Genomic DNA, 23565 nt, shown 5'->3' with positions numbered 1-23565 from the left:
CCACTCCATTTTTACGTGATTGCGATTCGTTTATATTTTTGATACATGGCGATTCGCCACGGGACAATCATCCCCCAAGCAATCAAATAAAACAATCCGCCGGTCGAGAAGATATCGACCTCATGACCGACCCAAACCTTCATTGCTGTACGGATGGCAAGGAGTGCGAACACGACCACGAAAAATGCTTTCGATCGTGAGAGATACACTTCGCCGTCCCGTTTTTCAAAGTTTGATGTCTTAATCAAAAACAGACTGAAGATGAGCCCGACCGCAAGGGCCTCAGCCACTTCGACCCATGATAAGCGAAACGCGGGAATCAAAAACTGAATCATCCCGGTCGTCATCGCAAGTGGTGGGATTAAAATTTTCTTCGCATTCGTCGGCTTTGCCGATGCTTTTACACGAACAAAGCTCGCTACGATACCCATTAACAACGCGACGAGAGTCGACCCCCATAACATTGACATCTCGGTCAACCCCTTAAAATCCGGTGAATCCGACAAGCTCGCTCATCCATGCAGCGAACCGATTCATTCCGTCAAAATATAATAGTACGCCGAACACCATCATCAAATAGCCTCCGACTTTTGCCACTTTTGCACTGTTGCGTGCTAAGTACTTGATCTTGCCAACGAATGCGACCATCACCAAAAATGGAATTGCAAATCCGATGACATACGCCAACATATAGCCGAGCCCTTGACTCGGGTTCGTGGCGGCTAGTGCGATCACACCAGCTAAAATCGGACCTGTGCACGGTGTCCAACCGGCCGCAAATCCAATACCAATTAAAACGGTACCAAAATAACCGCTCTTTCGTTCGCCGATATCCATTTTCTTTTCACGCATCATAAATTGCGGTTGCCATAAGCCCGCCAAAAAGACGCCGAACACGAAAATCAAAATGGCGCCGAACATGCGTAGACTGTCCTTGTATTGGATGAAGACGTCTGCGATCAACGAAGTCGACAACCCTAGCACGAGAAAGACAATCGAAAAACCGAATAAGAACGAAAATGTGTGGAACCAAGCTGTACGCTGTTTTAATCCTTCATTTTTTAACTCAGATACGGAAACCCCAGTGATATACGAGAGAAAGACCGGATACAACGGGAGCGTACATGGTGACAAGAACGATAAGACGCCCGCCCCAAATGCGAGCCATAATGTGACTTCCATGACGATTTCCACCTTTCACGACCATTATAGCGAAATCCTATTTAAATTGCTCGAATCTTTTCTTTCAAACCTCAACATCATTTTGTAATTTTTGAAATGGAAATGAAACTTGTCATCTGTAAACGGAGGTGCTAAGATTTGGATATTCCAGTTCACAAAATTCTAATTTACATGATGGGGGAACGAACGTGGCAGTCACCGCAGCAGATACACTACACCAGGCCATTGAACAAAAACGTGATGAACTGTATAAAATCGCGTCAAAGCATTCTTGGACCTCACCTGAAGTCATTTCAGTAAGCCAAGAACTTGACTCTCTAATCACTCGTCATGTCCTATCAAAGCATAATAAAGAGAAACTTCATTCTTGAAACTTGACGGCTCGTCACCTAGTGTGACGAGCTTTTTCCATGGAAAAAAGGACACCTGAATAGGTATCCTTTCCAAATCAAGACATCAGACGTTGTCCGGATTGCAATTCATACATCTTTTTGTACAGTCCGTCTTGTTTCAATAACTGTTGATGGTTGCCGCGTTCCACGATTTCACCGCGATGCAAGACTAATATCAAATCTGCATCTTGAATCGTCGACAGGCGGTGAGCGATTGCAATCGTCGTCCGACCCCGACGCATCCGATCGAGCGCAGTCTGTACACGCTCTTCTGTTTCGGTATCGATGGAGCTTGTCGCTTCATCGAGAATAAGCACCTTTGGATTACGTGCGACCGTACGGGCAAAAGCGAGCAATTGACGCTCCCCGCTTGAGAACGTCGCTCCACGCTCTCCGACGACATGGCCATAGCCAGCATCCAACTTTTCAATGAACGTATGCGCTTGGACGAATTCAGCAGCTTCACGCGCGCGCTCAGAATCGATGTCCGGATTGAACAGCTTCAAATTCTCTTCAATTGTTCCCGTAAATAAGAATGGGTCTTGTAGGACAAGCCCGACCTGATGACGAAGCTCTTGCTCCTCGAACTGTTCGAGCGGTTGCCCGTCAATCGTGATGCGACCAGATTCATATGGGTAAAAACGGGTCAACAAATTGATGATTGAACTTTTACCACTCCCAGTATGACCAACGAGCGCTACCGTCTCACCAGGTTTCGCCACGAACGAAATTTGTTTCAACACGTCAACTTCTCCGTCGTAACTGAACGTCACGTCTTCGAACCGAACTTCCCCATCAGTGATCCGCGCTTCACCAGGCATCCGTTTACCTGGAGCCGGTTCATCCGTATCTAAAATTTTGAAGACACGATCCGCCGATACGACGGCTTGTTGAAATTCGCTCAATCGTTGCATGATATCGAGTACAGGACGGAAAATACGTTCAATATAGCTGATGAAAGCATACACGACCCCTACCTGAACCTGTTCACTCATGGAGAGCACCCCATAATAGCCGAGCAGACCGATGATGGAGAAGGCAAGAAGGAGTTCGATGATTGGGCGTAGCAACATGCTATCGAGTTTTAAGTTCCGATATCGTGCCTCCTGATGCGCTTCGTTCGTCTCTTCGAACTGACGGATGAGACGCTCTTCTTGACGAAATTGTTGAATGATGCCCATCCCGTTGATGGATTCGTTCAACTGGGCGTTGAGTTGTGACAACAAATCCCGGACTTGTGCGAAATATTTCGTCGAGAAACGACGATACGCCCAAATGATGAGCCAAAAGAGAGGCAACAAGATGAGCCCCATCGTCGCGAGCGGCGGCTCTAAAATGTAGAGGAAAATATACGTCCCGATCAACTGAACAGCGGACTGAACGAACGTACTCATCACTCCGACATAGAGCTCTTTCACCGCCTCCGTATCGTTCGTAATACGCGATACAAGGACGCCCGCTGGTGTACGGTCAAAATAAGCGAGCCGCATCCCCATGACGTGGCGGAAAATATCCATCCGAATATTTTGAACAATCTTCAGCGCAATCTTTTGAAACGAAATCGATTGTAGATAATCAAACACGATTGCAGATACGTGAAGAACCATATAGACGGCGAAGAGAGCGATGACCCAGTTCGTTGGATAGACACCCGGTGTGACGAATTCATCGATGAACACTTTGATTAGAAACGGCCCTGCCAACTTTGCACCTGTCGCAATCAAGAGAAATACGAAGGCAACACTTAGCGGTTTTCCGTACCGTTTCGCGTAACTGAGCAGTCGCTTGATGACTTGCCATTCTTGGACATCATGTTTCATCGTGTCCCCCCCCTTCTACAATCGCTTCAAGTTGCTGACGATCATATGTCTCACGATACCAGCCCGTCTCTTGAAGCAATGCCTCATGGCGACCTCGTTGAATGATGTTTCCGTCCTCAATCACGAGAATCTCGTCAGCGTGTTCTACAGCCGAAAGACGATGTGCGACAATGACGCGCGCCTGATCTGGATTACCGACTCGAAAATGCTCGATAATCGACTCTTCCGTTTTCGCATCGACCGCAGATAGGGCATCATCTAATATCAAGACATCCGCCGCTGTCATGAGCGCCCGCGCGATGGAAATCCGTTGTTTTTGTCCTCCTGATAATGTGACTCCACGTTCACCGACGAGTGTCGCATATCCTTCCGGAAGACGGACAATATCTTCATGCACCTCAGCAACCTTAGCTGCTTCGATGATTTCTTCCATGCTCGCTTCAGGCCTTCCGAACGCGATATTGTTCGCAATCGAATCCGAGAACAAGAAATGGTCTTGCGGCACGACCGCAATCTTATCCATCAGAAGTGACTTTTTCACTTGGCGGATGTTGATCCCGCCGATTTTTATCTTTCCATCTTTCACATCATACTCCCGTGTCAATAGACGGACAATCGTCGTCTTCCCTGCACCTGTCCTGCCGACAATCCCGATGGTTTTCCCACGCTCAATCCGAAAATGGACATTGTGAAGCACAACGGTCTCGTCATAGGCGAAGTTTCGAATATCAACTTCCACCTCTGAATGAGAAAGGGTCGTCGCAGCCATGCGGTCGTCTTGAATCTCAGGTTTGACGGCGAGCATTCGCTCAATTCGGTCGTAAGACGCGCGTCCACGCTCCACGATATTGAACAACCATCCAAAGGCTAACATCGGCCATGTCAACAGTGCCAAATAAGCTGTGAAGCTGACAATCTGTCCAATCGTCAATTCGCCTTGTTCAATCAAGACGGCTCCATACCCGACCGAAAGGATATAAGACAGTCCGACAATTCCGAAGATGGTCGGGTCGTATAAGGCATCAATCTTCGCGACTCGTACGTTTTTCGCCATGACTTCACTCGATAAGTTCTCAAACGATTCCACATCTCGATCGACTTCCCCCGTCGACTTTAAGACACGGACGCCACTGACGCTTTCCTGCACTTTGTCATTCAATTCTGAAAATGCCGCTTGGGCGACCCCGAATCGGCTATGTAACATCTTTCCATATCGCGTTGTCAAAGCGACCATGATTGGTAACGGTAGTAAGGCGACGAGCGTCAATTTCCAGCTGATTGTTGTAACCATCGTGATGATGACGAACGTCCCAAGTGTCACGCTATCGACGAGTGTTAAAATCCCCGCACCGGCCGTCATCGATACGGCTTGTACATCATTTGTCGCATGGGCCATCAAATCACCGACCCGTGACTTTTTATAAAATCGCTGATCAAGATCTGTGAAATGCCGATATAGTTGGCTACGAAGCATTCTTCCTAGACGAATCGATGCGCCGAAGATAAAATAGCGCCAAAAGAAGCGGGCGACATAATTTCCAATCCCAACAGCAGCAAGTCCCCCTAATAACAGCCAGAGTGTGTCGGACGAAAGCGAACCACGGTTAATCTCATCGACAATCCGTCCGATGATGCGTGGTGGAATCAGTTCTAGACCAGCCACGAAGATCAGTAAGACGATGCCGAGCGCGTACGTCTTCCACTCAAGACGCAAAAACCAAGATAATTGTTTGAATACACGAATGTGAAACGCCCCCTTTTGTCTTTAGATGAAGATTATTCATTAATCGTAGCGAAAGTTTGTTCGATTGTCTAACAAAAAGAGGAAACAAAAAAGCACTTCGGGAACCGAAGTGCTTTCGTGATTGATTATGATTTCTTTTCGTTTTTCATCTGCACGTTCATGGCGCGCATCACTTGGTTGACTTTCTTCTGTGATGGCTTTTGACCCATCTGCATCATCAACGTACGAATCATATCTTCATTGATTGGCGGGTTCTGTTCAAGGTAGTTCATCATGTATTTACGCGCGATAAAGAATCCAATCGCGATACCCCCGATGAGTGCTGCCACGACAAGAAGAATCCAGAATAATGTACTCAAGGCTTTACCTCCTCTACCATATGAAACATCGTTTTTTACTATACACTAAATTGAACAACTTCGCTAGTCGTCCAGAAAAAAAGTGACGGCCAAACGATTGGCCGTCACAACAATCTAACTAGAGATTAAAGTGATTTTACTGCATTGACGACGTTGTCGACTGACATGCCGTATTCTTTCATGAGGAGGTCACCAGGTGCAGATGCTCCGAACTTGTCAATTCCTAGTACCTTACCACCGAATCCTACATATTTGTACCATCCAAGTGTCGCACCCGCTTCAAGTGATACACGTTTCGTGACTGAAGATGGAAGGACAGATTCTTTGTACTCTGCAGATTGCGCTTCGAAGAGTTCCCATGATGGCATCGAGACGACTGCCGCTTTCACGCCTTCTGACGCGAGCTGTTCACGCGCTTCAACGAGAACGTGTACTTCAGAACCTGTACCGAGCAAGAGAACGTCTGCATCTTTCGATTCACCTGCAACGACGTAAGCTCCTTTTGCTGCAGTTTCAATAGATGTACCTTCGAGTTCTGGTAACGCTTGACGAGTCAAGACGAGAAGTGAAGGAGTCGTTTTCGATGTCACCGCTTGTTTCCAAGCTGCAATCGTTTCTTTGCCGTCAGCAGGACGAAGAACAGAGAGGTTCGGCATCGCGCGGAAGCTCATCAGATGTTCGACCGGCTCGTGCGTTGGACCATCTTCACCGACTGCGATTGAGTCGTGCGTCAAGATGAACGTCGATGGAAGTCCCATAAGTGCTGCGAGACGGACTGCAGGACGGAGGTAATCCGAGAAGACGAAGAACGTCGCACCGTAAGGAAGAACACCACCGTGAAGGGCCATACCGTTCACAGCTGCCGCCATCGCGAACTCACGAACACCGAACCAGATGTTACGACCAGCTGGGTCTTCATCGAAGTCTACCGCACCTTTGATCATCGAGTTGTTCGATCCAGCAAGGTCAGCCGAACCACCAAAGAGTGTCGGTACTGCTTTTGCTATTGCGTTCAACACTTCACCGCTCGTTTGACGTGTTGCTTTTTTCGAACCGATTTCGAATGTCGGCAACTCGCTATCCCAACCTTCAGGAAGCTCATTGTTCATCGCACGCTCGAACTGTGCTCCGAGCTCAGGGTGTGCCGCTTTATACGCTTCAACGAGTTCGTTCCAGTCTGACTCATATTTCGCACCAGGCTCGACAACTTTCTCGTTGAATAAGTCATATACTTCGTTTGGAACGTAGAATGACTCGCCTTCCCATTTGTAGAACTGTTTCGTCAATTCGATTTCAGCGTCTCCAAGTGGCGCACCGTGTGATGCCGATTTACCCGACTTGTTCGGTGAACCGAATCCAATGACCGTCTTGACTTCGATCAATGTCGGCTTCGACGTCTCTGCTTTCGCAGCATCGATCGCTTTTGCGATTGAATCGATGTCCGTTCCGTCTTCGACACGAATGACTTGCCATCCGTAAGCGTTGAAACGGTCTTCTACGCTTTCAGAGAACGACTTATGAAGGTCGCCATCGAGAGAGATATCGTTTGAATCGTAAAGAACGACGAGTTTACCGAGCTTCAAGTGACCTGCGAGGGAAGCCGCCTCCGCAGATACACCTTCCATCAAGTCTCCGTCACCGCAAATGCCGAACGTGTAGTGGTCAACGACGTTGAACTCGTCGCGGTTGTAAGTCGCTTCTAAGTGTTTCTCTGCCATGGCCATCCCGACAGCCATCGCAATCCCTTGTCCAAGTGGGCCCGTTGTCGCATCTACCCCAGCCGTGTGGCGGTACTCAGGGTGACCAGGTGTCTTCGAGTCCATTTGACGGAATGATTTCAAATCGTCCATCGACAAATCATAGCCAGACAAGTGAAGGAGCGAATACAAGAGCATCGATCCATGACCCGCTGAGAGCACGAAACGGTCACGGTTGAACCAATTCGGGTTTTTCGGGTTGTGACGCATTTTATCTGTCCAAAGTGTAAACGCCATCGGGGCAGCGCCCATCGGCATCCCTGGGTGACCAGAGTTCGCTTTTTGGACTGCGTCAATCGAGAGCGTCCGAATCGAGTTAATCGCTAATAATTCTTTAGTAGTTGTTTCCACTAATTTCATCCTCTCTGTGTTAAGAAGGTTTTCTACCCGTCATATTTTATCATACTCAATCGTGTGTCACAACTAATTAATTAGTATAACACATTTGGTGAAATCGTTTCCTTCTATTGCATGAAATAGCATGTAATCCGTTCGTCTGATGCGTGTTCGTGTATAACAAAAATGCACATCCTATGCGAAATAGGATGTGCATTCGGTATCACTCACCGCGATAGCGTTTTTGGTCTTCTTTCAACTTCGCTGGTGTAACGTCATTTCCATCTGGGTCGACGACTTTCATACCCATCATTTGTGATTTGAACGATTGACGAAACGCCTTCAAATATTCTTGACGCAAGTCTTGTTGCTCGTTCATTTCTTCTTGAGACAGTCCTTCTGTCTTCGCTTTGTTGGCGAGGAAATTGATTCGCTCCAATTGTCCTGGTGCTAACATATGACTCGCCCCCTCTCTAGTGAATTTGTTCTTATACTTTACAAAATCAGAAAGGAAGAATCAAGTTTCAGCAACCGACTGGTGCTCAAGATATCGTCGATTGACCGTTGCCTTCGAGACCTCATAGCCAAATCCACGTAGCGTCGCCGCAATCTCAGCGAACGTCAAGCCACGTTCACGCAATTGGATAATCTCTTCGATTGGCACTTCAATTCGATGTCGCCCACCTTGATCATGATTTTGAATGTTGCGCTGTGGGTTAAATCCGTTAGCGACCGCACGACGCATCCCACGCGAGATTTTCGCATTGTGAATTTTTCGTTGATATTCTTCGACAACACTGACAATCTCCAATACCATCTTCTCTGCATCGGAAACGACATAGTCCGACGTAGACTGCATCGTCAGCAATCTCACGTCATGCTTCATTAAAGTATGCAAGATCGCAATCTTGGCATTCCCTCGCCCTAAACGACTGTCATCCGTGACGAGAACAGCATCGAGCCGAGAGGTGGATACATGGTCAAGTAAATCAAGTAGCCCTTGCCGGTTGACTTCATAACCACTCTCCTGTTCTGTGATGACATCTATGACGTCGGCCCCTAATCCCGAAGCCAGCTGCTGTAATTCTTCGACTTGCCGACTGAGTGATGTCTCTTGGGTAGACTTGTTCGTCGATACCCGGCAATAGATGACGACTCGCACCGCACCACTCCCTTTCATTGCATTCATTTGTTACGATACACAGTTTAAGATTGATTCGCAATGAAGAAAGATCACTCAGCGGCATACCATTTCATTTTTCGTTCGTTATGCTCTTCACGCTCTGCCATGATCTGTGCTTCGAGTGATTCTGCTTCGACGTACGCAACCTCTTCTTCGATTGTCCGCTCTGACGTGACGACCGGATCGACAACTTTTGGTTCCCCTCGCATTTCACCAGCCAAATAAAAAGCGAACATCCCGACCAAGAGCATCCCGACTAAAATGATTCCGTTGAGTGTATCTTTCATGATTACATTACCTCCTGCATAAGAATATATGTTCGTTAGAACGTTTGTTCGTTTATCTGTTCTCATCATAAAACAAGAACCCGTGTTCGGTCAACACAAAAAAACGAACGAATGTTTGTACGCTCATGTGTTCTTGTGTTACACTAGACACATAAAGAATAGGATGCGATTGCAGGTTATTCGATTATATCGAGGTGAACATAATGAAAAAAATGTCAGCGCGACAACAGCAGATTCTTGATTTCATCAAAGACGAAGTACGGGCAAAAGGTTATCCGCCTTCTGTTCGTGAAATTGGAGAAGCCGTCGGTCTTGCATCTAGTTCGACCGTACACGGTCATCTAGATCGTTTAGAGAAGCGTGGATTGATTCGTCGAGATAAGACGAAGCCTCGCGCGATTGAAATTTTGACTGAAGATATGCCGACAATGGAAGAGCAAGAGTCCGTCATGTACGTACCGGTCATCGGGAAGGTCACTGCCGGGACACCGATCACCGCCATCGAGAACGTGGAAGAACACTTCCCTCTTCCAGCACATATCGTCGGGTCAGATAATGTATATATGTTGTCTGTCTCTGGGGATTCGATGATCAATGCAGGCATCTTGGACGGAGACCGGGTGCTCGTCCGCCAGCAGAGCACGGCCGACAATGGAGAGATTGTCGTCGCCATGACGGAAGAAGGCGAAGCGACCGTGAAGCGAATTTACAAAGAAGCTTCGAAGGTCCGGCTTCAACCGGAGAACGACGAGTTAGAAGCGATGTATTTTGACAACGTCTCGATTTTAGGGAAGGTTATCGGTGTATACCGAACGATTCATTAATGGCTAGTGGCAAGACCCATACCCGTACGAATCTCGTGGCAACCGGAGCACTCGCGGTTGCCACGCCTTTTCTTGAAATCGATGTTCCGTTCTCATTGATCATCGGTGCCATCATCGGTACACTCTGGCTCTCCCCGGACCTCGATTTGAAATCAGACGCCTATTATCGATGGGGACCTCTCAAACTGATTTGGCTCCCTTACGTAAAGCTCATGCCGCACCGTTCGCTCTTCTCGCACCTACCTGCTTTGAGTGATGTGATTCGGATTGCATATATCGGGTTCCCACTCGTGCTGATCTTGCCCTTCACGGCATACGAAGAGGAAATACGCTCATGGGTGGACATTCATGGCATGTCCTTCTTTTTAGGGCTCGTGTTTGCGACGACACTGCATACGACGCTCGACTATACATCAACGTTTTTTAAAAAAGCGTTTTAACCAACAAAGGACCACCTTCGTGAAGTACAGAAGGTGGTCCTTTGTCTTAATTGGAATGATAACGTGTTATAGGGTATCCATTTTATGAATGAAATGCTTAAACTAATACGACCCGATTTTTCCTGCACGCAAATTATCGAGATGAGTTGGAAGAAATCCGATATTGTCAAACTATGAAGGAGGAGAACTTGATGGTAAAAGCATTAAATGAGCTGATGGACTTTATCGAACAGCACTTAACGGAAGAACTCTTAGATTCAGAGATCACAAAAATCACCGGACTATCTGCTCATCATTTTAAGAGAATGTTTTCGTATATGTCAGGAATGACACTTCACACTTATATACGAAATCGACGGTTTTCTATCGCAAATGAAAAATTGGTTCATGGTTCAAGCGTAACAGAAATCGCATATCTCTATGGATATCAATCGGTCGAAGGGTTTTCCAGAGCGTTTCGAGATTGGTCTGGTCATTTGCCTTCTGAAGTCATGAAGAATCACATTCAAAAGTCGTTCCCTCGCTTCACGTTTTATATCGATATAAAAGGAGGAACATCAATGGAGTTCAAGTTAGAAGAAAAAGAAGCTTTTCAAATCGTTGGAGTTTCAAAGCGTGTCCCTATTCAATTCGAGGGAGTCAACGAAGAAATCCTGGAACTCGCGAAGTCGATTACGGAACAGCAACGGGCTCACATGCATGAATTGGGCAATTTATATCCGCATCGTGCCTTGAACGTATCGTTCAACTTTGATGACGGTCACTTAGAAGAAGAAGGTTATTTGACACATATGATTGGTTTTGCCACGACAAGAGAAATTAAGTATGACGATGTCGAAGTGATTTCAATCCCAAAAAGTTTATGGGCAATCTTCCCGAACACTGGACCATTCCCAAGCACTCTACAAGAGACGATGGCAAGAACCTATGCAGAATGGTTACCTTCTTCGGGATACGCACTTCAAGACTTGCCAAGCATTTCATTTAGCAAAATAGAAACAGGATATGACAACGTATATAGCGAGGTTTGGGTCCCTGTGAAGGTTAGAGAAGAGCCGGAATCATAAAGATATCTCCGCTATTATGATTTATCAAAAAGAGTATGGAGCATCCCAAATTGAGGGATGCTCCATACTCTTTTATATATCTCTTCTATTTAGTAGAGCGTCATGTACTGATCGCGTTCCCACTCTGTTACTTGCATACGGAACATATCCCACTCGATTTCTTTCAACTCGAGGAAATGTTCACCGATATGCTCACCAAGTGAGTCCATCACGACTTTGTCCGCACGAAGGACTTCGAGTGCGTCGAAGAGTGTGGCCGGGAGATCGTCGATTCCGTTTGCTACACGCTCTGGCTTGTCCATCACGTAAATGTTGCTATCGATTGGTTTAGGTGCATTCAAATCCTTTTCGACCCCGTCAAGACCTGAAGCCAAGAGGGCAGCAAGTGCAAGGTACGGGTTCGCCGCTGGGTCAACCGAACGTACTTCGATACGAGTCGAGAGACCACGTGCCGCTGGTACACGTACGAGTGGCGAACGGTTACGTGCGCTCCATGCAACATAGCAAGGTGCTTCGTAGCCTGGTACGAGACGCTTGTATGAGTTGACAGTCGGGTTACATACTGCCGTGAAGGCACGAGCATGCTCCAAGATACCGGCTGTGAACGCGCGAGCTGTGTCAGAAAGTTCCATGTCGCCGTTTGGATCGTAGAAGACGTTTGTGTCGCCTTTGAAGAGTGACATGTTCGCATGCATTCCTGAACCGTTTACACCGAAGAGTGGCTTCGGCATGAATGTCGCGTGAAGACCGTATTTCGCAGCAATCGTCTTGACGACGAGCTTGAACGTTTGGATGTTATCTGCCGTTGTGACAGCATCTGCGTATTTGAAATCGATTTCGTGTTGTCCTGGTGCTACTTCGTGGTGTGATGCTTCGATTTCAAAGCCCATGTTTTCAAGTTCGATGACGATCTCTTTACGGCAGTTCTCACCGAGGTCAACTGGTGCCAAGTCGAAGTATCCACCTTGGTCGTTGAGTTCAAGAGTCGGGCGACCTGATGCGTCTTTTTTGAACAAGAAGAACTCTGGCTCTGGTCCAACGTTGAACGCTGTGAAACCAAGTTTTTGCATCTTCTCAAGGTTACGCTTGAGTGTACCGCGCGGGTCACCGCTGAATGGTGTGCCGTCTGGGTTATAAATATCGCAAATTAAGCGAGCAACTTTTCCGCTGCCATCTGTCCACGGGAAGACAACCCACGTGTTGAGGTCTGGATACAAGTACATGTCTGATTCCTCGATGCGGACGAATCCTTCGATTGACGATCCGTCAAACATCATCTTGTTATCAAGTGCTTTGTCCAATTGACTGATCGGCACCTCGACGTTTTTGATTGTTCCGAGGATGTCCGTGAATTGAAGACGAATAAAGCGTACGTCTTCCTCTTGTGCGATGCGTTTAATGTCTTCTTTTGTGAACGTTTTTCTGGCCATGGTAAAATGTCCCCTCTCACATTGCGTAATGGTTGATGTGTGCGGCGTTATCGATAGAAACGTGAAAGCTCACCTTGAATGAGCGACGTCTTATTGAAACGACCGGCTTCTTGAAGCTGTGTTTTCAACAAATGATGTAACTCTTTTTCCGAAACCTTCGGTGCTTCACTGACCGGTGCGGTCGGAGCAGATGCTTCCGCTTCTTTTTCACCTTCTTGCTCTAACATGTGGCGAATCGCCGCCAAGTTAAAGCCTTGATCAATGTAATCCTTGATTGCGAGTAGACGTTCGACATCATTAAAGGAATAAAGTCGTCGTTTCGATTCCGTCCGACTAGGCGAAATCAGACCCTGTTCTTCGTAATACCGAATCTGTCTACCTGTCAGTTGCGTCAAATCTTGGACGATTCCAATCGGAAACAACGGGTTGGAGCGACGAAATTGATCGGCCATCCTTACCCCTCCTTTTCTGTCTCACAATGTGAGAATAATATATGACAACAATCCTGTCAATAGATGTTAATAAAGTTAACATGACAGATTAGTTACAAATGTGTCGGCTGATTTTGGTCATTGAATTTGACCAATCCTTTACCGTGTAATTGGCTCAACGCCAACATGAGCGCGACTTTTACGTGAGCATACGTCAGACCACCTTGGACGTACGCCGTGTACGGCGCCCGAAGCGGACCATCGGCAGACAGCTCGATGGAAGAACCCTGAATGAACGTCCCAGCTGCCATGATGACGTCATCTTCATAACCCGGCATATAGGCAGGCACCGGTAACGCATGGGCATTAACCGGCGATGCCATTTGGATGCTCTGACAAAACGCAATCATCTTGTCGCGGTCACGGAACGTCACCGACTGAATCAAGTCCGTTCGTGGAGTCGTATAGTGGGGATCTGTCTCGAATCCGATCAAAGACAATAGACTTGCCGTCAAATGGGCCCCTTTTAATGCCTGTGCGACTGTATGAGGTGCCATATAGAAGCCTTGATACATCTCTTGAAGCGAGTAGAGTGATGGTCCGGCTTCACTTCCGATACCTGGGGTCGTCATCCGGAACGAACACCGTTCAATCAACTCTTTCGTACCAGCGATATAACCGCCCGTCTTCGCCAATCCACCGCCTGGGTTCTTGATGAGGGAACCAGCCATCAAGTCAGCCCCGACGTGCGTCGGTTCGATCGTCTCGACAAACTCACCGTAACAATTGTCCACGAACACATACACATGCGGATGTTCCGCTTTAATCCGTTCGATGGCCACTTTGATTTCATCGACTGGAATACTGCGACGATTCGCATACCCTTTCGATCGCTGAATCCCAACGAGTTTCGTCTCAGGACGAATCCGTTCGAGGACGCGGTCGATGTCGATTTCACGTTCCTCTTTTAACTCGACAGTATCGTAATGGACACCGAGTTCTTTCAACGAACCGCGACCATCGCCACGGATGCCGACGATTTCTTCAAGCGTGTCATACGGCTTCCCCGTGATATAGAGCAGCTCATCACCTGGTAGAAGGACACCGAACAAGGCAATCCCAATTGCATGGGTACCGGAGATGATCTGCGGTCGGCATAGCGCGAGCTCGGCTCCGAACACATCCGCATAAATGGATTCGAGCGTGTCCCGGCCGATATCGTCATACCCATATCCCGTCGTCGGATTAAAATGAAAATCTGATACTTTATGCTTATTAAACGATTCTAAGACGCGATACTGGTTGAATTCAGCTGTTTCTTCTATCTTTTCGAAAAACGGTTTTACCCGCACCTCCGCTTTTTTTACGAACGGCGCGAGCGCATCATAATGTTCAATCTTTTCTTGCCACATACTTACACCTCAAATTGTTTTAGCGTCGCGTATAGACGCGTGTCTTCTCTCATATAACCTACTAATTCGACAGAACCGTCATCTAAAAAGCTCTCTTCAAGACGATACATCGCCTCTTTGGCCGGGTGGTAATGTTCAAACGCCGTCACCGGGAGGATGACATGGACTCTTGTCAAAATGTCCGCAATCTTATCCTCGAGTGCTCCTGTCAACGTCACGATATCTTCCGATGCGATTGCCGAGATCAACAGTGGTCCGCCGACGAAGTCTTTCGTGAGACGGTCTTTCTTATTATATACCTCGAGCTGAGGTACCTCACTCGCACCGAGTTCTTCCAATACCGCATTCGTCGTATCGATTTGATTCAGGTAGTGCGGGTTCGATGCATCGATGACGTGGAGGATCAAGTCGGCACCGACGACTTCTTCCAAAGTCGAACGAAACGCCGCAACGAGTTTCGTCGGCAAGTCACGGATAAATCCGACCGTATCGGTGATCAGCACTTTCCCGCCTCGCGGAAGTTCGAGCTCGCGCGTCAACGGGTCGAGCGTCGCGAACAGTTCATCCTGCTCGTACGTGTCGGCATCAGTCAATCGGTTAAAGATTGTCGACTTCCCAGCATTCGTATACCCGACGAGCGCGACTTGGAATACGCGATTTTCTTTCCGGCGTTCTCGGTAACGTCCACGGTGTGCGACTGTCCCCTCGAGCTGTTTCGTGATTTCATCGATGCGTCGCTTGATGTGACGACGGTCCGATTCAAGTTTAGTCTCACCAGGACCACGCGTCCCGATTCCACCACCGAGTCGCGAGAGCTGCGTCCCCTGACCGATGAGACGTGGTAGCAAATAGTTCATCTGTGCGAGTTCGACCTGCAATTTCCCTTCGCGCGATTGCGCACGGCTCGCAAAGATGTCCAAGATGAGCTGTGTGCGGTCAATCAACTTCATCTCATCTGGGTCGTTCAAGGCGATGCGAATGTTTTTCGACTGTGCCGGTGTCAATTCGGCGTTGAAAATCAATAAGTCCGGCTCGAACTGTTCGACGAGCATCGCGAGTTCCTCGATTTTCCCTTTCCCGATAAAGGTACGACGGTCGATTTGTTGACGCTTTTGGTCGAGTCTGGCAACGACTTCGCCTTGCGCCGTGTCCACGAGTTCGACGAGCTCGCCCATCGACTGTTCATATGTCCAATCATCGGTACTAGGCAACTGACAACCGACGATGACAACTTTTTCACGTTCAATCATGTAATCCCTCATTCCATAAAGTCTCACCTTCCATCTTACCACGAATCAGCGTATAGAGAACGTCCGTTTGTGGTAGGATAAAGGAAGAAGGAGGCTCGACCATGACGAAACGAAGAAAAGACTACCCGCTCCCGGAATTTATTGAAACGTACCTCTATCATCTCGGCGCCAGCGGTCGTCAACCCTCGACGCTTAAGCGATATCGCTACGACTTGATTGACGTGCATAAATACTTTCACGACCACAATGTCGAACTGAACGAACCGACGGACTGGTTAGACGTTCCGCTCGAATCGTGGAAGACATTCGTGAATGACTTCTTAATCGAAGAGAAGCACTATCAACAGGCGACCGTCGCAAGAATCGTCACGGTCATCAATAGCCTGACCCAATTTTTAAATCCGCTTCGTAAAAAGATGCTTTCCTATTCCCAACCGGCACATACGTTGACAGTCGACCAAGTCGCACTCGAATCTGAATTCGACCGACTCGTTCAAACGATTCGTTCGACGAGAGGACTGAGTGAGAATCAGCTCCAAGCTCATCCTTATCTCGTCAATCGGAACGAACTGATTGTGACGCTTTTCTATAAATATGGATTGCGTGTCCATCACATCATTCGTTTGCGAATGAGCGACTTGCATCTGGTCGATCACACCTTCGACGTGTATGATCGTCTCGGAAACCGTTTCACGTTGAAGCTGTCACAGGAAGATCAATCGTTGCTCATGAATTACCTGGCTGATATCCCGACCCCGGTACGACCACGTTGGTATTCAGAAGACCCGGTCTTCGTCTCATTCGACTTTGCCCGGATGACGTTCCGCTGGGTGTATGCGAAGAATCAACCGAAGCAATTGACGATCGTCATGATTACGAAAATGATGCGGCAGTTGAACGAACGAAGTGGACTCGCGCGCTCCGTCACGCCATCGATGCTTCGAAACGCCCATGTGTTGAAGACATATGCGGCCGATCTGACACCATCCGAGCGGATGAATATCACCTGTATGCATAAGGAATCTTCCCTCCGCCGGTATGAACAGGCGTATGAAGAGTTCGGAACTGAGTTATTTGAGTCAGACGAAAGACCCGCCCTCTCGTGAAGGGCGGGTCTTGGTCTGTACGATTTCAGGTTATCCAATGGTACGAAGACAACTTGATCCTTACCATCTATAGTCAATCGATTTCTAACCTTGAGGTTTATATAACTTCTCGACACTCATCAATGTGTTGTTCTCAAAAGTCGCCTTATAGATATCCGGCATGTCGAGTTCTTTCCAAAATTCATATCCATATCGCGCATCAAAATAATTCAGCATGAGGACCATAATATTTCCATGTGTGCCGAGCACCACTTTTTTCCCTTCGTATGTACTGAGCAGTGATATGAGAGCCTCTACCCCTCTAGATTGAGCCTGATCGTTCGACTCTCCCCCTTCCCATGCGAACGCAGGATTTTCCCAAACGGTCTCCATCTCGCTTGTAAAGTCTTTAGCCGGTTCTGAAGTCAAGGTTCGCTCTCTTAAATCATCCGACACTACAACGTCCTTTCCAAGATAATCCGCGATGCCTTTTACGGTTTGAACGGCTCGTTTATATGGACTCGAAGTCACGATATCGATCCCCTCATCGATTAGAAGGTTTGTAATTTCAGCAACATCATGCATTCCTTTCTCAGATAACGGTCTGGCGAATTCGTCTGGTGTATAGGTAGAATGTGCATGTCTGACAAAATATATGGTTGTCATTCAGTAGTCCCCTTTTAAAATGTCTCGTCGTTGTTTACATACGATGTCCAGCCTCATCAAAAGCTTTAGAATGATGGTTTAGCTGTAAAAATTCATGTTTCAACAACCCGTAGACGACATGATCGACGTAACGGTCATACAGCCACTCCGCATCTCGAATGACCCCTTCTTCCTTAAAGCCGAATCGTTCCGGAAGTGCCCGACTCTTCACATTCTCTGTCGCGACTCGGATCTCAATTTTATTTAGTTTCAAATCTTGAAACCCATACTCGATGATGGTCTCGAGCGCTTGACTCATGATGCCTTTCCCTTGAAACTCTTGTCCGAGCCAGTATCCGATTGTGCCACATTGGATACCACGATCGATTTCGTTAAATCCAATTGTTCCGGCCAGTGCTCTTTTATACATCAAAGCGAACGATTTTGGGTGCCCGCCCGTTTCAATCAACCCTTTGATTCGTCCCTCTATGTTCTGCTTCGAGTCTTCCACCGTCTCAATATAGTCGAGCCAGCCAACCCACTCTCGCAAATAAGGCTTCGATGCAATCGTGAGCTTAAATAACTCGTCCGCATCGTCTGTGTTGAACATTCTCAGTGTGACATCATCATTTAGTTTATATTCAAGCATATAGTCCCATCCTTATCATTCATTATTTTTTCAATTCACTTTCGTAAAGTAACCCACGTAATTGCTTTTTACCCACTACCATCAAAGCTTGTTGAATCATTCCACTCTTCTATTATGACAATTTCACCCATATGATAAGTTTACAGAATTAATCAAATTTTGTATAATTATTTTTATATCATTTTATGAAGAGGTGAAAATGTGTAAAAACGATTCGTCCAACCCACCAAATTGAATAGATTCGGAGGAGATTTGTGATGAAATCGTTTTACACACTGCTCGTTAGCCAATGGCTCGCAAACATTGGCGATGTCCTGTACATCGTCGCGCTCATTGCCTTGCTGTATCAACAAACTGGATCCGCTCTCATGGCGGCCAGTTTCCCGATTGCCGTGACTGCCGGTATGACGCTCAGCGGACTCTTTTTCGCCCGCATCCTCAGTCGCTACTCTCTCGGGAAAACGCTCGTCCTGTCACAACTGATGAAGACGATCACCCTTGTTCTCGTTCTCTTCACGGATTCGATTCTTGTTCTCGGACTCGTCATGTGGATTGCATTTCTCGATGGGTTCGCACGTCCGATTCAAGCCTCGTTCATCCCAAGTTTGGCGACGAATCGTCAACAAGCGAACAGCCTCGTTCAAGGTTCCAATCAGTTCATCCAACTCGCGATGTGGCCGCTCGGGACGATGCTCGTCTCTCTCTCGTCTAGCTCCTTTGCATTAATCGTTTCACTCGTTCTCTTCAGCCTTTCAACGGTTGTGACGATTTACTTCTATCAATCGCTTACGGAAGACATCGTCGATGATGGAACGGAGGAATCGATTACTTTACGCGATAGTCTTACTTATGTAAGAACGTCACCATTCGCTCGTCGTGTGACTTGGTTTGTGACATATGAATCATTTGTCAGCACGCTTTGGATTTCAGCGTTGCTTCTCGTCTATCTCGAGCGACATCTGCAAGTCGATCCAGGCTGGTGGGGAACGCTTAACGCATCATTTTTGATCAGTATGATTGCAGCGAGTGCTTATCTTTATCGGTCTCGTCGAGCGCCCTCGCTACCGTCGACTGTCGTCTTATCCATTGTTGCCGCCCTGTTGTTCGGCGTGACCGAGCATCTCGCGTTTGCGATTTTGGCGTTAGTGATTCAAGGCGCAGCCACACAAATCCGCATCATTCAGACGAACACCGTCATTCAAGAACAGATCCCGACTACACAACTTCCTTATGTGTACAGTGTGCAACAAACGGGATACGCCCTCGCATTCAGTGTGGGAAGCTTATTGTTCGGTCTTCTTGCGGATGGACTACCGATCGATTCGGTTTACCTTCTCGGAGCACTTTTGACCCTTCCGTTGATTTGGATCGGACGATCGACTGAACAGTCTATGTTGACCGTATCATCTGTATAAACATAAGGCGCCTTCTCTAAGAGAGGGCGCCTTATGTATAGAACTTTCCACCGAAATATACGGTTGGACTCCCCTTTCGATTACAATCGAGTGAAATCACAGATGCAACGGTCGGTTCCGAAAGCGTGATGATTTCTAAAACTGAGTTCAGACCGCTAATGCGATAGTGCGTGAAGATTGTTGAGTCGTCATGGATCACTTCCCAAAATGAGAAACGCGTCTGTTTCAAAAAGTCTACATATCCCGATTGCTCGAATCGCTTGATCTGCGTTCCTTCGAACTCATCTGTCGGTTCATCCATGATCCCATCCGCAAATGACTCTTGAATGACCTCCATATAGATGACGTCTTCAAAGCATAGTTTTACATTGATCACTTCTCGTAGCGAATAAACGCCATCCACTTCGACTCGTTCACGGAATGTCGTGTTTCGCTTCTTCAGGTGATCGAGTAACTTCACTTGAAAGGTCAGGCGACTCGATTCTAAATCATGCTGAAAATCAAACACATGATAGAAGAATAGATCCTCAAACTCCATTGTCACTCCTCCTTTTAGTCACTTTCGTATTGAAATACTCCGACGCCATAGCCTCGCCTAACATCTCCTAAAATGAAAAGTGAAAGTATACACCCTTCAGTCTCAATCAAAAATCGAAATTCTTCTAATTCTTCTCTTGTCTCAATCATTGTAACCAATTGCAGGAGATCACTTTCAGATACATTTGAAAGATTGCATGTCACCATATAGTCATTCGACCATATCCTTCTCCCATGATGTTCGATACTGTACTCACACTTTGTCTGATCTGCCCATTCCGTGAAATCAGATAAAAATCGATTATTCTTCAAAATTGTCTGAAACGAAGTGACATCTAATATATGTAATAGTTGAGATAAGAATGCCGCTGCTGACTTCACTTTTGGTAACCTAAATTCCCTCCAGTTGCTATCCGACGGTAGGTTAAATAGATTTTCTTTCTTTAGAGAAAACGAATCAGGGTCATGAAACTCGCGACTGTAAGCACTTAGAAAATCAACTGTCGAGATGCGTCGTTCATCGAGATCGATCCGTGTCTGAGTTGAATAGATTTCACGACGATACGGATCATACAACAAGAAAAGTTGTTCCTCTGTGTAAACGCCTAACGGCAAGGTCAAATCAATGTACCGTAGTCGTCCTAATTGTGAACTCGTGACCATCACGTCAAGTTCACAATAATCTGTGACTCGATATGAACCGACTGGCAATCGACTTAAATAGCCATCTTTCAATGTGAACAAATCCATCGTCTGAAATGACTGAACATGTAAATGTTCGACGTTTGTTTCATCAAAGTTCAAACTAGATTCTCCTTTCTTGTAACGAATGAAGTAAATTGAACTAAATAATGTCGTATACTGAAAGAAATACATGATCGGAGTGATTCTCATGTCGAAGCTTTCACACGAAGAAACCCACAAATTACTTAATACCCTCGAGTCTCGTTTCACTGAAAACGTTGAACGTCATTCTGACGTCGTCTGGTCAGACATATTGGAGCGAATTCAAATTGATCAGGATAAGTTGACCTCACTCGCATTGATGGAAGAGACCGGCGGAGAACCAGACGTGATTCGTCTCCCTAACGGAGACCTCGCTTTTTGCGACTGTTCAGTCGAGAGTCCGAGTGGTCGACGAAGTCTCTGTTATGACGAACCAGCTCTTGAGGCACGTAAGAAGAACAAACCCGCCGGAAGCGCGGGCGCCCTATCTGAACAGATGGGCATAACCCTTCTCGATGAAGAAACATACCGACACTTACAAACGCTCGGTGCATTCGATTTGAAGACGTCAAGTTGGATTCAGACACCGGACACCATTCGTCAAAAAGGTGGCGCCCTGTTCTGCGACCGTCGCTATGATCACATCTTCGTCTACCACAATGGTGCAGATTCTTATTATGCCGCTCGAGGTTTTAGAGGAATGATCACGATTTAAGCAAGGCATTGCGCCTTGCTTCTTTTTTATTGCAATAACCAACTAAAGACTTTCGGAATAAATATGATGAAAAATAAGCTGACAGGAATCACTGCGAAAAGCCTTAATATCCACGTATATTTACCCTTGAACTTCCTGAAGTAGAACAGCAACGCACCAAACGCAACCGCATTTGCTGTCAAATTCGGTTCTTCTATACCGTTCTCAATCCATTGTATGAAAAAATCTTCCATCCAGGAAAGGGTTCGAGAGCGAACGACTCGTTGAAACTCGGTGTAAGGTTGTATTTCAGCCTCACAAACCAGGCTCCTATATAGACAAAGATGAATAAGAGCGCGTAACAAATCAGTACAACGTTCCACAATTTCCCTTTCCAACTCTCACTCCGAAAGTACAAGACGCCAATCAAAATCAGGACACTAAATATCACATTTATTATGAATGGTGGTGAAATCGTCAGAATCGAAAACGTCTCTCGATCTAATACCATTCCCACTTGAAAGATCCCTTGCTGAAACATAGCCTTTCCTCTTTTCTAATATGTACTGATTCAATCAAAATACGGTAATTGAAATATTAAGAAATACGCTATATTTCGATTTACTTCATTTGTGCTCTATTTGAATATACTCGATTCCATAGACCAATCCACTAAAAAACTGCAGACAGATTGTCTGCAGTCCTCGTTTATGCGTGTAATGTCACATTTAACTCTTCCGCGACCGTCTTGAACGCTTCGAGTGCCCGTTCGAGGTCGTCTCGTGTATGCTCCGCTGTGACGATGGTCCGGATACGGGCTTTCCCGCGTTCGACCGTCGGGAAAGCGATACTCTGTGCGAATACACCATGCTCTTTCAACTTGTCCGAGAATGTATGCGCAAGCGTCTCTTCGCCGAGCATGACCGGTGTGATCGGTGTCGTCGCATGTCCGATATCGAAACCAAGGTCACGTAAACCGTTCTTGAAGAACTCGGTGTTCGCCCATAGCTTGTCGAACAGCTCTTCTTCCTCTTTCATCACAAGGATCGCTTCACGGTTCGCCGCCACGACTGCCGGTGGATGTGATGTCGAGAAGAGGAACGGGCGACCTTTGTGGATCAAGTAATCCCGAATATCTTGTGAACAGGCGACATAGCCACCGAGGACACCGATCGCTTTTGAGAGCGTCCCGACCTGAAGCGCGACACGACCGTCCAAACCGAAGTGGTTGACCGTTCCGCGACCGTTCTTCCCGAGAACGCCAGATGCGTGAGCATCATCGACCATGACCGCAGCGTCATACTTCTCGGCGAGTTCGACGATGGCCGGAAGCGGTGCGATGTTCCCGTCCATCGAGAACACACCGTCCGTCACGACAAGACGTGTGCGATAATCTTGTGTCTCTTTCAACGCCTTCTCCAAGTCTTCGAGGTCGACGTGTTTATAGATACGTCGAGCCGCTTTCGTGAGGCGAATCCCATCGATGATTGACGCATGGTTGAGGGCGTCACTGATGACGACATCCTCCGGTCCAAGCAGTGCAGACAATACTCCGAGGTTCGTCGCGAATCCTGATTGGAAGACGAGTGAGGCCTCCGTATGTTTGAACTCCGCGAGTTCACGCTCGAACGCTTCGTGCATCTCGAACGTCCCAGCAATCGTACGGACTGATCCCGTTCCTGCACCGTAATGTTCGACCGCTTCAATCGCCGCCTGCTTCAGACGCGGGTGATTCGCGAGTCCGAGATAGTTGTTTGATGACAGCTGAACGAGTGACTTCCCATCGATTGTCACTTCATTCCCTTGTGCCGATTCGAGCGGGACGAGCTTACGGAACGTCCCTTGTTCTTTCATCTCATTGATTGCTTCTGTAATATGTTCAAATGCCATGTTGTTTCCC

Annotated in this window: 25 protein-coding genes; 7 read left to right on the top strand and 18 right to left on the bottom strand. The window is 47.0% G+C overall.

Translation table 11 applies throughout. The annotated features are described in order from the left end of the window. Positions 1-11: 11 nt before the first annotated feature. Positions 12-464, bottom strand: a complete 453-nt coding sequence (locus KNO69_RS05640; protein WP_078147931.1) for a CcdC family protein — start codon at positions 462-464, stop codon at positions 12-14. Between the two features lie 19 nt (positions 465-483). Next, on the bottom strand, positions 484-1182 hold the full coding sequence (locus KNO69_RS05635; protein WP_078147025.1) for a cytochrome c biogenesis CcdA family protein: 699 nt from the start codon (positions 1180-1182) through the stop codon (positions 484-486). 188 nt (positions 1183-1370) lie between these two features. On the opposite strand from KNO69_RS05635, the gene KNO69_RS05630 reads away from it, so the two are divergent. Beyond that, positions 1371-1553: an aspartyl-phosphate phosphatase Spo0E family protein gene (locus tag KNO69_RS05630; RefSeq protein ID WP_078147026.1), complete on the top strand. Its 183-nt coding sequence runs from the start codon at positions 1371-1373 to the stop codon at positions 1551-1553. A 77-nt stretch (positions 1554-1630) separates the two neighbouring features. Here KNO69_RS05630 and KNO69_RS05625 read toward each other — a convergent pair whose 3' ends face one another. From KNO69_RS05625 to KNO69_RS05595, 7 genes are all read right to left on the bottom strand, one after another. After that, the gene (locus tag KNO69_RS05625) at positions 1631-3394 is read right to left on the bottom strand and encodes an ABC transporter ATP-binding protein (protein WP_214684116.1); all 1764 of its coding nucleotides are present in this window, start codon (positions 3392-3394) and stop codon (positions 1631-1633) included. Next, positions 3384-5138 (bottom strand): ABC transporter transmembrane domain-containing protein, encoded by a 1755-nt coding sequence (locus KNO69_RS05620; RefSeq protein ID WP_214817837.1) that lies wholly within the window; start codon positions 5136-5138, stop codon positions 3384-3386. The genes KNO69_RS05625 and KNO69_RS05620 overlap by 11 nt, the downstream gene beginning before the upstream one ends. A 125-nt stretch (positions 5139-5263) precedes the next feature. After that, complete coding sequence (locus KNO69_RS05615; protein WP_012726454.1) at positions 5264-5497, bottom strand: YneF family protein; 234 nt, start codon at positions 5495-5497, stop codon at positions 5264-5266. 125 nt (positions 5498-5622) lie between these two features. After that, the gene (gene tkt, locus KNO69_RS05610; protein ID WP_214816587.1) at positions 5623-7614 is read right to left on the bottom strand and encodes a transketolase; all 1992 of its coding nucleotides are present in this window, start codon (positions 7612-7614) and stop codon (positions 5623-5625) included. A gap of 199 nt (positions 7615-7813) precedes the next feature. Continuing rightward, a complete protein-coding gene (locus tag KNO69_RS05605) occupies positions 7814-8047 on the bottom strand; it encodes a DUF896 domain-containing protein (protein WP_214816583.1) in 234 nt (77 codons plus the stop codon). 60 nt (positions 8048-8107) lie between these two features. Further along, positions 8108-8752 (bottom strand): YneB family resolvase-like protein, encoded by a 645-nt coding sequence (locus KNO69_RS05600; protein WP_214816580.1) that lies wholly within the window; start codon positions 8750-8752, stop codon positions 8108-8110. 71 nt (positions 8753-8823) lie between these two features. Next, positions 8824-9060 (bottom strand): hypothetical protein, encoded by a 237-nt coding sequence (locus KNO69_RS05595; RefSeq protein ID WP_074036863.1) that lies wholly within the window; start codon positions 9058-9060, stop codon positions 8824-8826. Between the two features lie 203 nt (positions 9061-9263). Here KNO69_RS05595 and lexA point away from each other — a divergent pair, with 203 nt between their 5' ends. The 3 genes from lexA to KNO69_RS05580 all read left to right on the top strand — a co-directional run bounded on the left by lexA (position 9264) and on the right by KNO69_RS05580 (position 11391). Beyond that, positions 9264-9884 (top strand): transcriptional repressor LexA, encoded by a 621-nt coding sequence (gene lexA, locus KNO69_RS05590; RefSeq protein WP_031423487.1) that lies wholly within the window; start codon positions 9264-9266, stop codon positions 9882-9884. Further along, positions 9884-10324: a metal-binding protein gene (locus tag KNO69_RS05585; protein ID WP_214816577.1), complete on the top strand. Its 441-nt coding sequence runs from the start codon at positions 9884-9886 to the stop codon at positions 10322-10324. Before lexA ends, KNO69_RS05585 begins: the two co-directional genes overlap by 1 nt. A 191-nt stretch (positions 10325-10515) precedes the next feature. After that, positions 10516-11391, top strand: a complete 876-nt coding sequence (locus KNO69_RS05580) for an AraC family transcriptional regulator (RefSeq protein WP_214816574.1) — start codon at positions 10516-10518, stop codon at positions 11389-11391. A gap of 89 nt (positions 11392-11480) precedes the next feature. On the opposite strand, the gene glnA is transcribed toward KNO69_RS05580, so the two are convergent. The 4 genes from glnA to hflX all read right to left on the bottom strand — a co-directional run bounded on the left by glnA (position 11481) and on the right by hflX (position 15914). Further along, positions 11481-12821 (bottom strand): type I glutamate--ammonia ligase, encoded by a 1341-nt coding sequence (gene glnA / locus KNO69_RS05575; protein WP_031423481.1) that lies wholly within the window; start codon positions 12819-12821, stop codon positions 11481-11483. A 47-nt stretch (positions 12822-12868) separates the two neighbouring features. Further along, positions 12869-13273, bottom strand: coding sequence for a MerR family transcriptional regulator (locus KNO69_RS05570; protein WP_078147032.1), 405 nt, complete (start codon positions 13271-13273; stop codon positions 12869-12871). Positions 13274-13365: 92 nt separating this feature from the next. Next, on the bottom strand, positions 13366-14664 hold the full coding sequence (locus KNO69_RS05565; protein ID WP_214816572.1) for a methionine gamma-lyase family protein: 1299 nt from the start codon (positions 14662-14664) through the stop codon (positions 13366-13368). A 2-nt stretch (positions 14665-14666) separates the two neighbouring features. Further along, positions 14667-15914: a GTPase HflX gene (gene hflX / locus KNO69_RS05560; RefSeq protein ID WP_214816570.1), complete on the bottom strand. Its 1248-nt coding sequence runs from the start codon at positions 15912-15914 to the stop codon at positions 14667-14669. Positions 15915-16015: 101 nt separating this feature from the next. Between hflX and KNO69_RS05555 the strand changes: the two genes are divergently transcribed. Continuing rightward, a complete protein-coding gene (locus KNO69_RS05555) occupies positions 16016-17020 on the top strand; it encodes a tyrosine-type recombinase/integrase (RefSeq protein ID WP_214816568.1) in 1005 nt (334 codons plus the stop codon). A gap of 84 nt (positions 17021-17104) precedes the next feature. On the opposite strand, the gene KNO69_RS05550 is transcribed toward KNO69_RS05555, so the two are convergent. Further along, positions 17105-17665, bottom strand: coding sequence for a histidine phosphatase family protein (locus KNO69_RS05550; protein ID WP_214816566.1), 561 nt, complete (start codon positions 17663-17665; stop codon positions 17105-17107). A gap of 34 nt (positions 17666-17699) precedes the next feature. Beyond that, on the bottom strand, positions 17700-18293 hold the full coding sequence (locus tag KNO69_RS05545; protein ID WP_214816564.1) for a GNAT family N-acetyltransferase: 594 nt from the start codon (positions 18291-18293) through the stop codon (positions 17700-17702). Between the two features lie 257 nt (positions 18294-18550). On the opposite strand from KNO69_RS05545, the gene KNO69_RS05540 reads away from it, so the two are divergent. Further along, a complete protein-coding gene (locus tag KNO69_RS05540; protein WP_214816561.1) occupies positions 18551-19708 on the top strand; it encodes an MFS transporter in 1158 nt (385 codons plus the stop codon). 31 nt (positions 19709-19739) lie between these two features. On the opposite strand, the gene KNO69_RS05535 is transcribed toward KNO69_RS05540, so the two are convergent. Beyond that, a complete protein-coding gene (locus tag KNO69_RS05535; protein WP_214816558.1) occupies positions 19740-20246 on the bottom strand; it encodes a hypothetical protein in 507 nt (168 codons plus the stop codon). Between the two features lie 14 nt (positions 20247-20260). Then, on the bottom strand, positions 20261-21049 hold the full coding sequence (locus KNO69_RS05530; RefSeq protein WP_214816555.1) for a hypothetical protein: 789 nt from the start codon (positions 21047-21049) through the stop codon (positions 20261-20263). Between the two features lie 88 nt (positions 21050-21137). Between KNO69_RS05530 and KNO69_RS05525 the strand changes: the two genes are divergently transcribed. Further along, the gene (locus KNO69_RS05525; RefSeq protein ID WP_214816552.1) at positions 21138-21686 is read left to right on the top strand and encodes a DUF4256 domain-containing protein; all 549 of its coding nucleotides are present in this window, start codon (positions 21138-21140) and stop codon (positions 21684-21686) included. A gap of 687 nt (positions 21687-22373) precedes the next feature. Here the strand turns inward: KNO69_RS05525 and KNO69_RS05520 are convergent. Then, on the bottom strand, positions 22374-23555 hold the full coding sequence (locus KNO69_RS05520) for a glycine C-acetyltransferase (protein ID WP_214816550.1): 1182 nt from the start codon (positions 23553-23555) through the stop codon (positions 22374-22376). Between the last annotated feature and the right edge of the window lie 10 nt (positions 23556-23565).

It is taken from the genome of Exiguobacterium sp. s131 (assembly GCF_018617345.1).
GTDB lineage: Bacteria > Bacillota > Bacilli > Exiguobacteriales > Exiguobacteriaceae > Exiguobacterium > Exiguobacterium profundum.
This window is presented reverse-complemented; position numbering and strand designations above follow the sequence as displayed.

Bases quoted from the DNA above. Each gene is read 5' to 3' on its own strand.
- KNO69_RS05555 (WP_214816568.1), top strand. From the start codon at position 16,016: ATGACGAAACGAAGAAAAGACTACCCGCTCCCGGAATTTATTGAAACG.
- KNO69_RS05540 (WP_214816561.1), top strand. From the start codon at position 18,551: ATGAAATCGTTTTACACACTGCTCGTTAGCCAATGGCTCGCAAACATT.
- KNO69_RS05635 (WP_078147025.1), bottom strand. From the start codon at position 1,182: ATGGAAGTCACATTATGGCTCGCATTTGGGGCGGGCGTCTTATCGTTC.
- hflX (WP_214816570.1), bottom strand. From the start codon at position 15,914: ATGATTGAACGTGAAAAAGTTGTCATCGTCGGTTGTCAGTTGCCTAGT.
- KNO69_RS05640 (WP_078147931.1), bottom strand. From the start codon at position 464: ATGTTATGGGGGTCGACTCTCGTCGCGTTGTTAATGGGTATCGTAGCG.
- KNO69_RS05580 (WP_214816574.1), top strand. From the start codon at position 10,516: ATGGTAAAAGCATTAAATGAGCTGATGGACTTTATCGAACAGCACTTA.
- KNO69_RS05605 (WP_214816583.1), bottom strand. From the start codon at position 8,047: ATGTTAGCACCAGGACAATTGGAGCGAATCAATTTCCTCGCCAACAAA.
- KNO69_RS05565 (WP_214816572.1), bottom strand. From the start codon at position 14,664: ATGTGGCAAGAAAAGATTGAACATTATGATGCGCTCGCGCCGTTCGTA.
- KNO69_RS05570 (WP_078147032.1), bottom strand. From the start codon at position 13,273: ATGGCCGATCAATTTCGTCGCTCCAACCCGTTGTTTCCGATTGGAATC.
- KNO69_RS05545 (WP_214816564.1), bottom strand. From the start codon at position 18,293: ATGCTTGAATATAAACTAAATGATGATGTCACACTGAGAATGTTCAAC.
- KNO69_RS05525 (WP_214816552.1), top strand. From the start codon at position 21,138: ATGTCGAAGCTTTCACACGAAGAAACCCACAAATTACTTAATACCCTC.
- lexA (WP_031423487.1), top strand. From the start codon at position 9,264: ATGAAAAAAATGTCAGCGCGACAACAGCAGATTCTTGATTTCATCAAA.
- KNO69_RS05520 (WP_214816550.1), bottom strand. From the start codon at position 23,555: ATGGCATTTGAACATATTACAGAAGCAATCAATGAGATGAAAGAACAA.
- KNO69_RS05625 (WP_214684116.1), bottom strand. From the start codon at position 3,394: ATGAAACATGATGTCCAAGAATGGCAAGTCATCAAGCGACTGCTCAGT.
- KNO69_RS05595 (WP_074036863.1), bottom strand. From the start codon at position 9,060: ATGAAAGATACACTCAACGGAATCATTTTAGTCGGGATGCTCTTGGTC.
- glnA (WP_031423481.1), bottom strand. From the start codon at position 12,821: ATGGCCAGAAAAACGTTCACAAAAGAAGACATTAAACGCATCGCACAA.
- KNO69_RS05535 (WP_214816558.1), bottom strand. From the start codon at position 20,246: ATGGAGTTTGAGGATCTATTCTTCTATCATGTGTTTGATTTTCAGCAT.
- KNO69_RS05550 (WP_214816566.1), bottom strand. From the start codon at position 17,665: ATGACAACCATATATTTTGTCAGACATGCACATTCTACCTATACACCA.
- tkt (WP_214816587.1), bottom strand. From the start codon at position 7,614: ATGAAATTAGTGGAAACAACTACTAAAGAATTATTAGCGATTAACTCG.
- KNO69_RS05585 (WP_214816577.1), top strand. From the start codon at position 9,884: ATGGCTAGTGGCAAGACCCATACCCGTACGAATCTCGTGGCAACCGGA.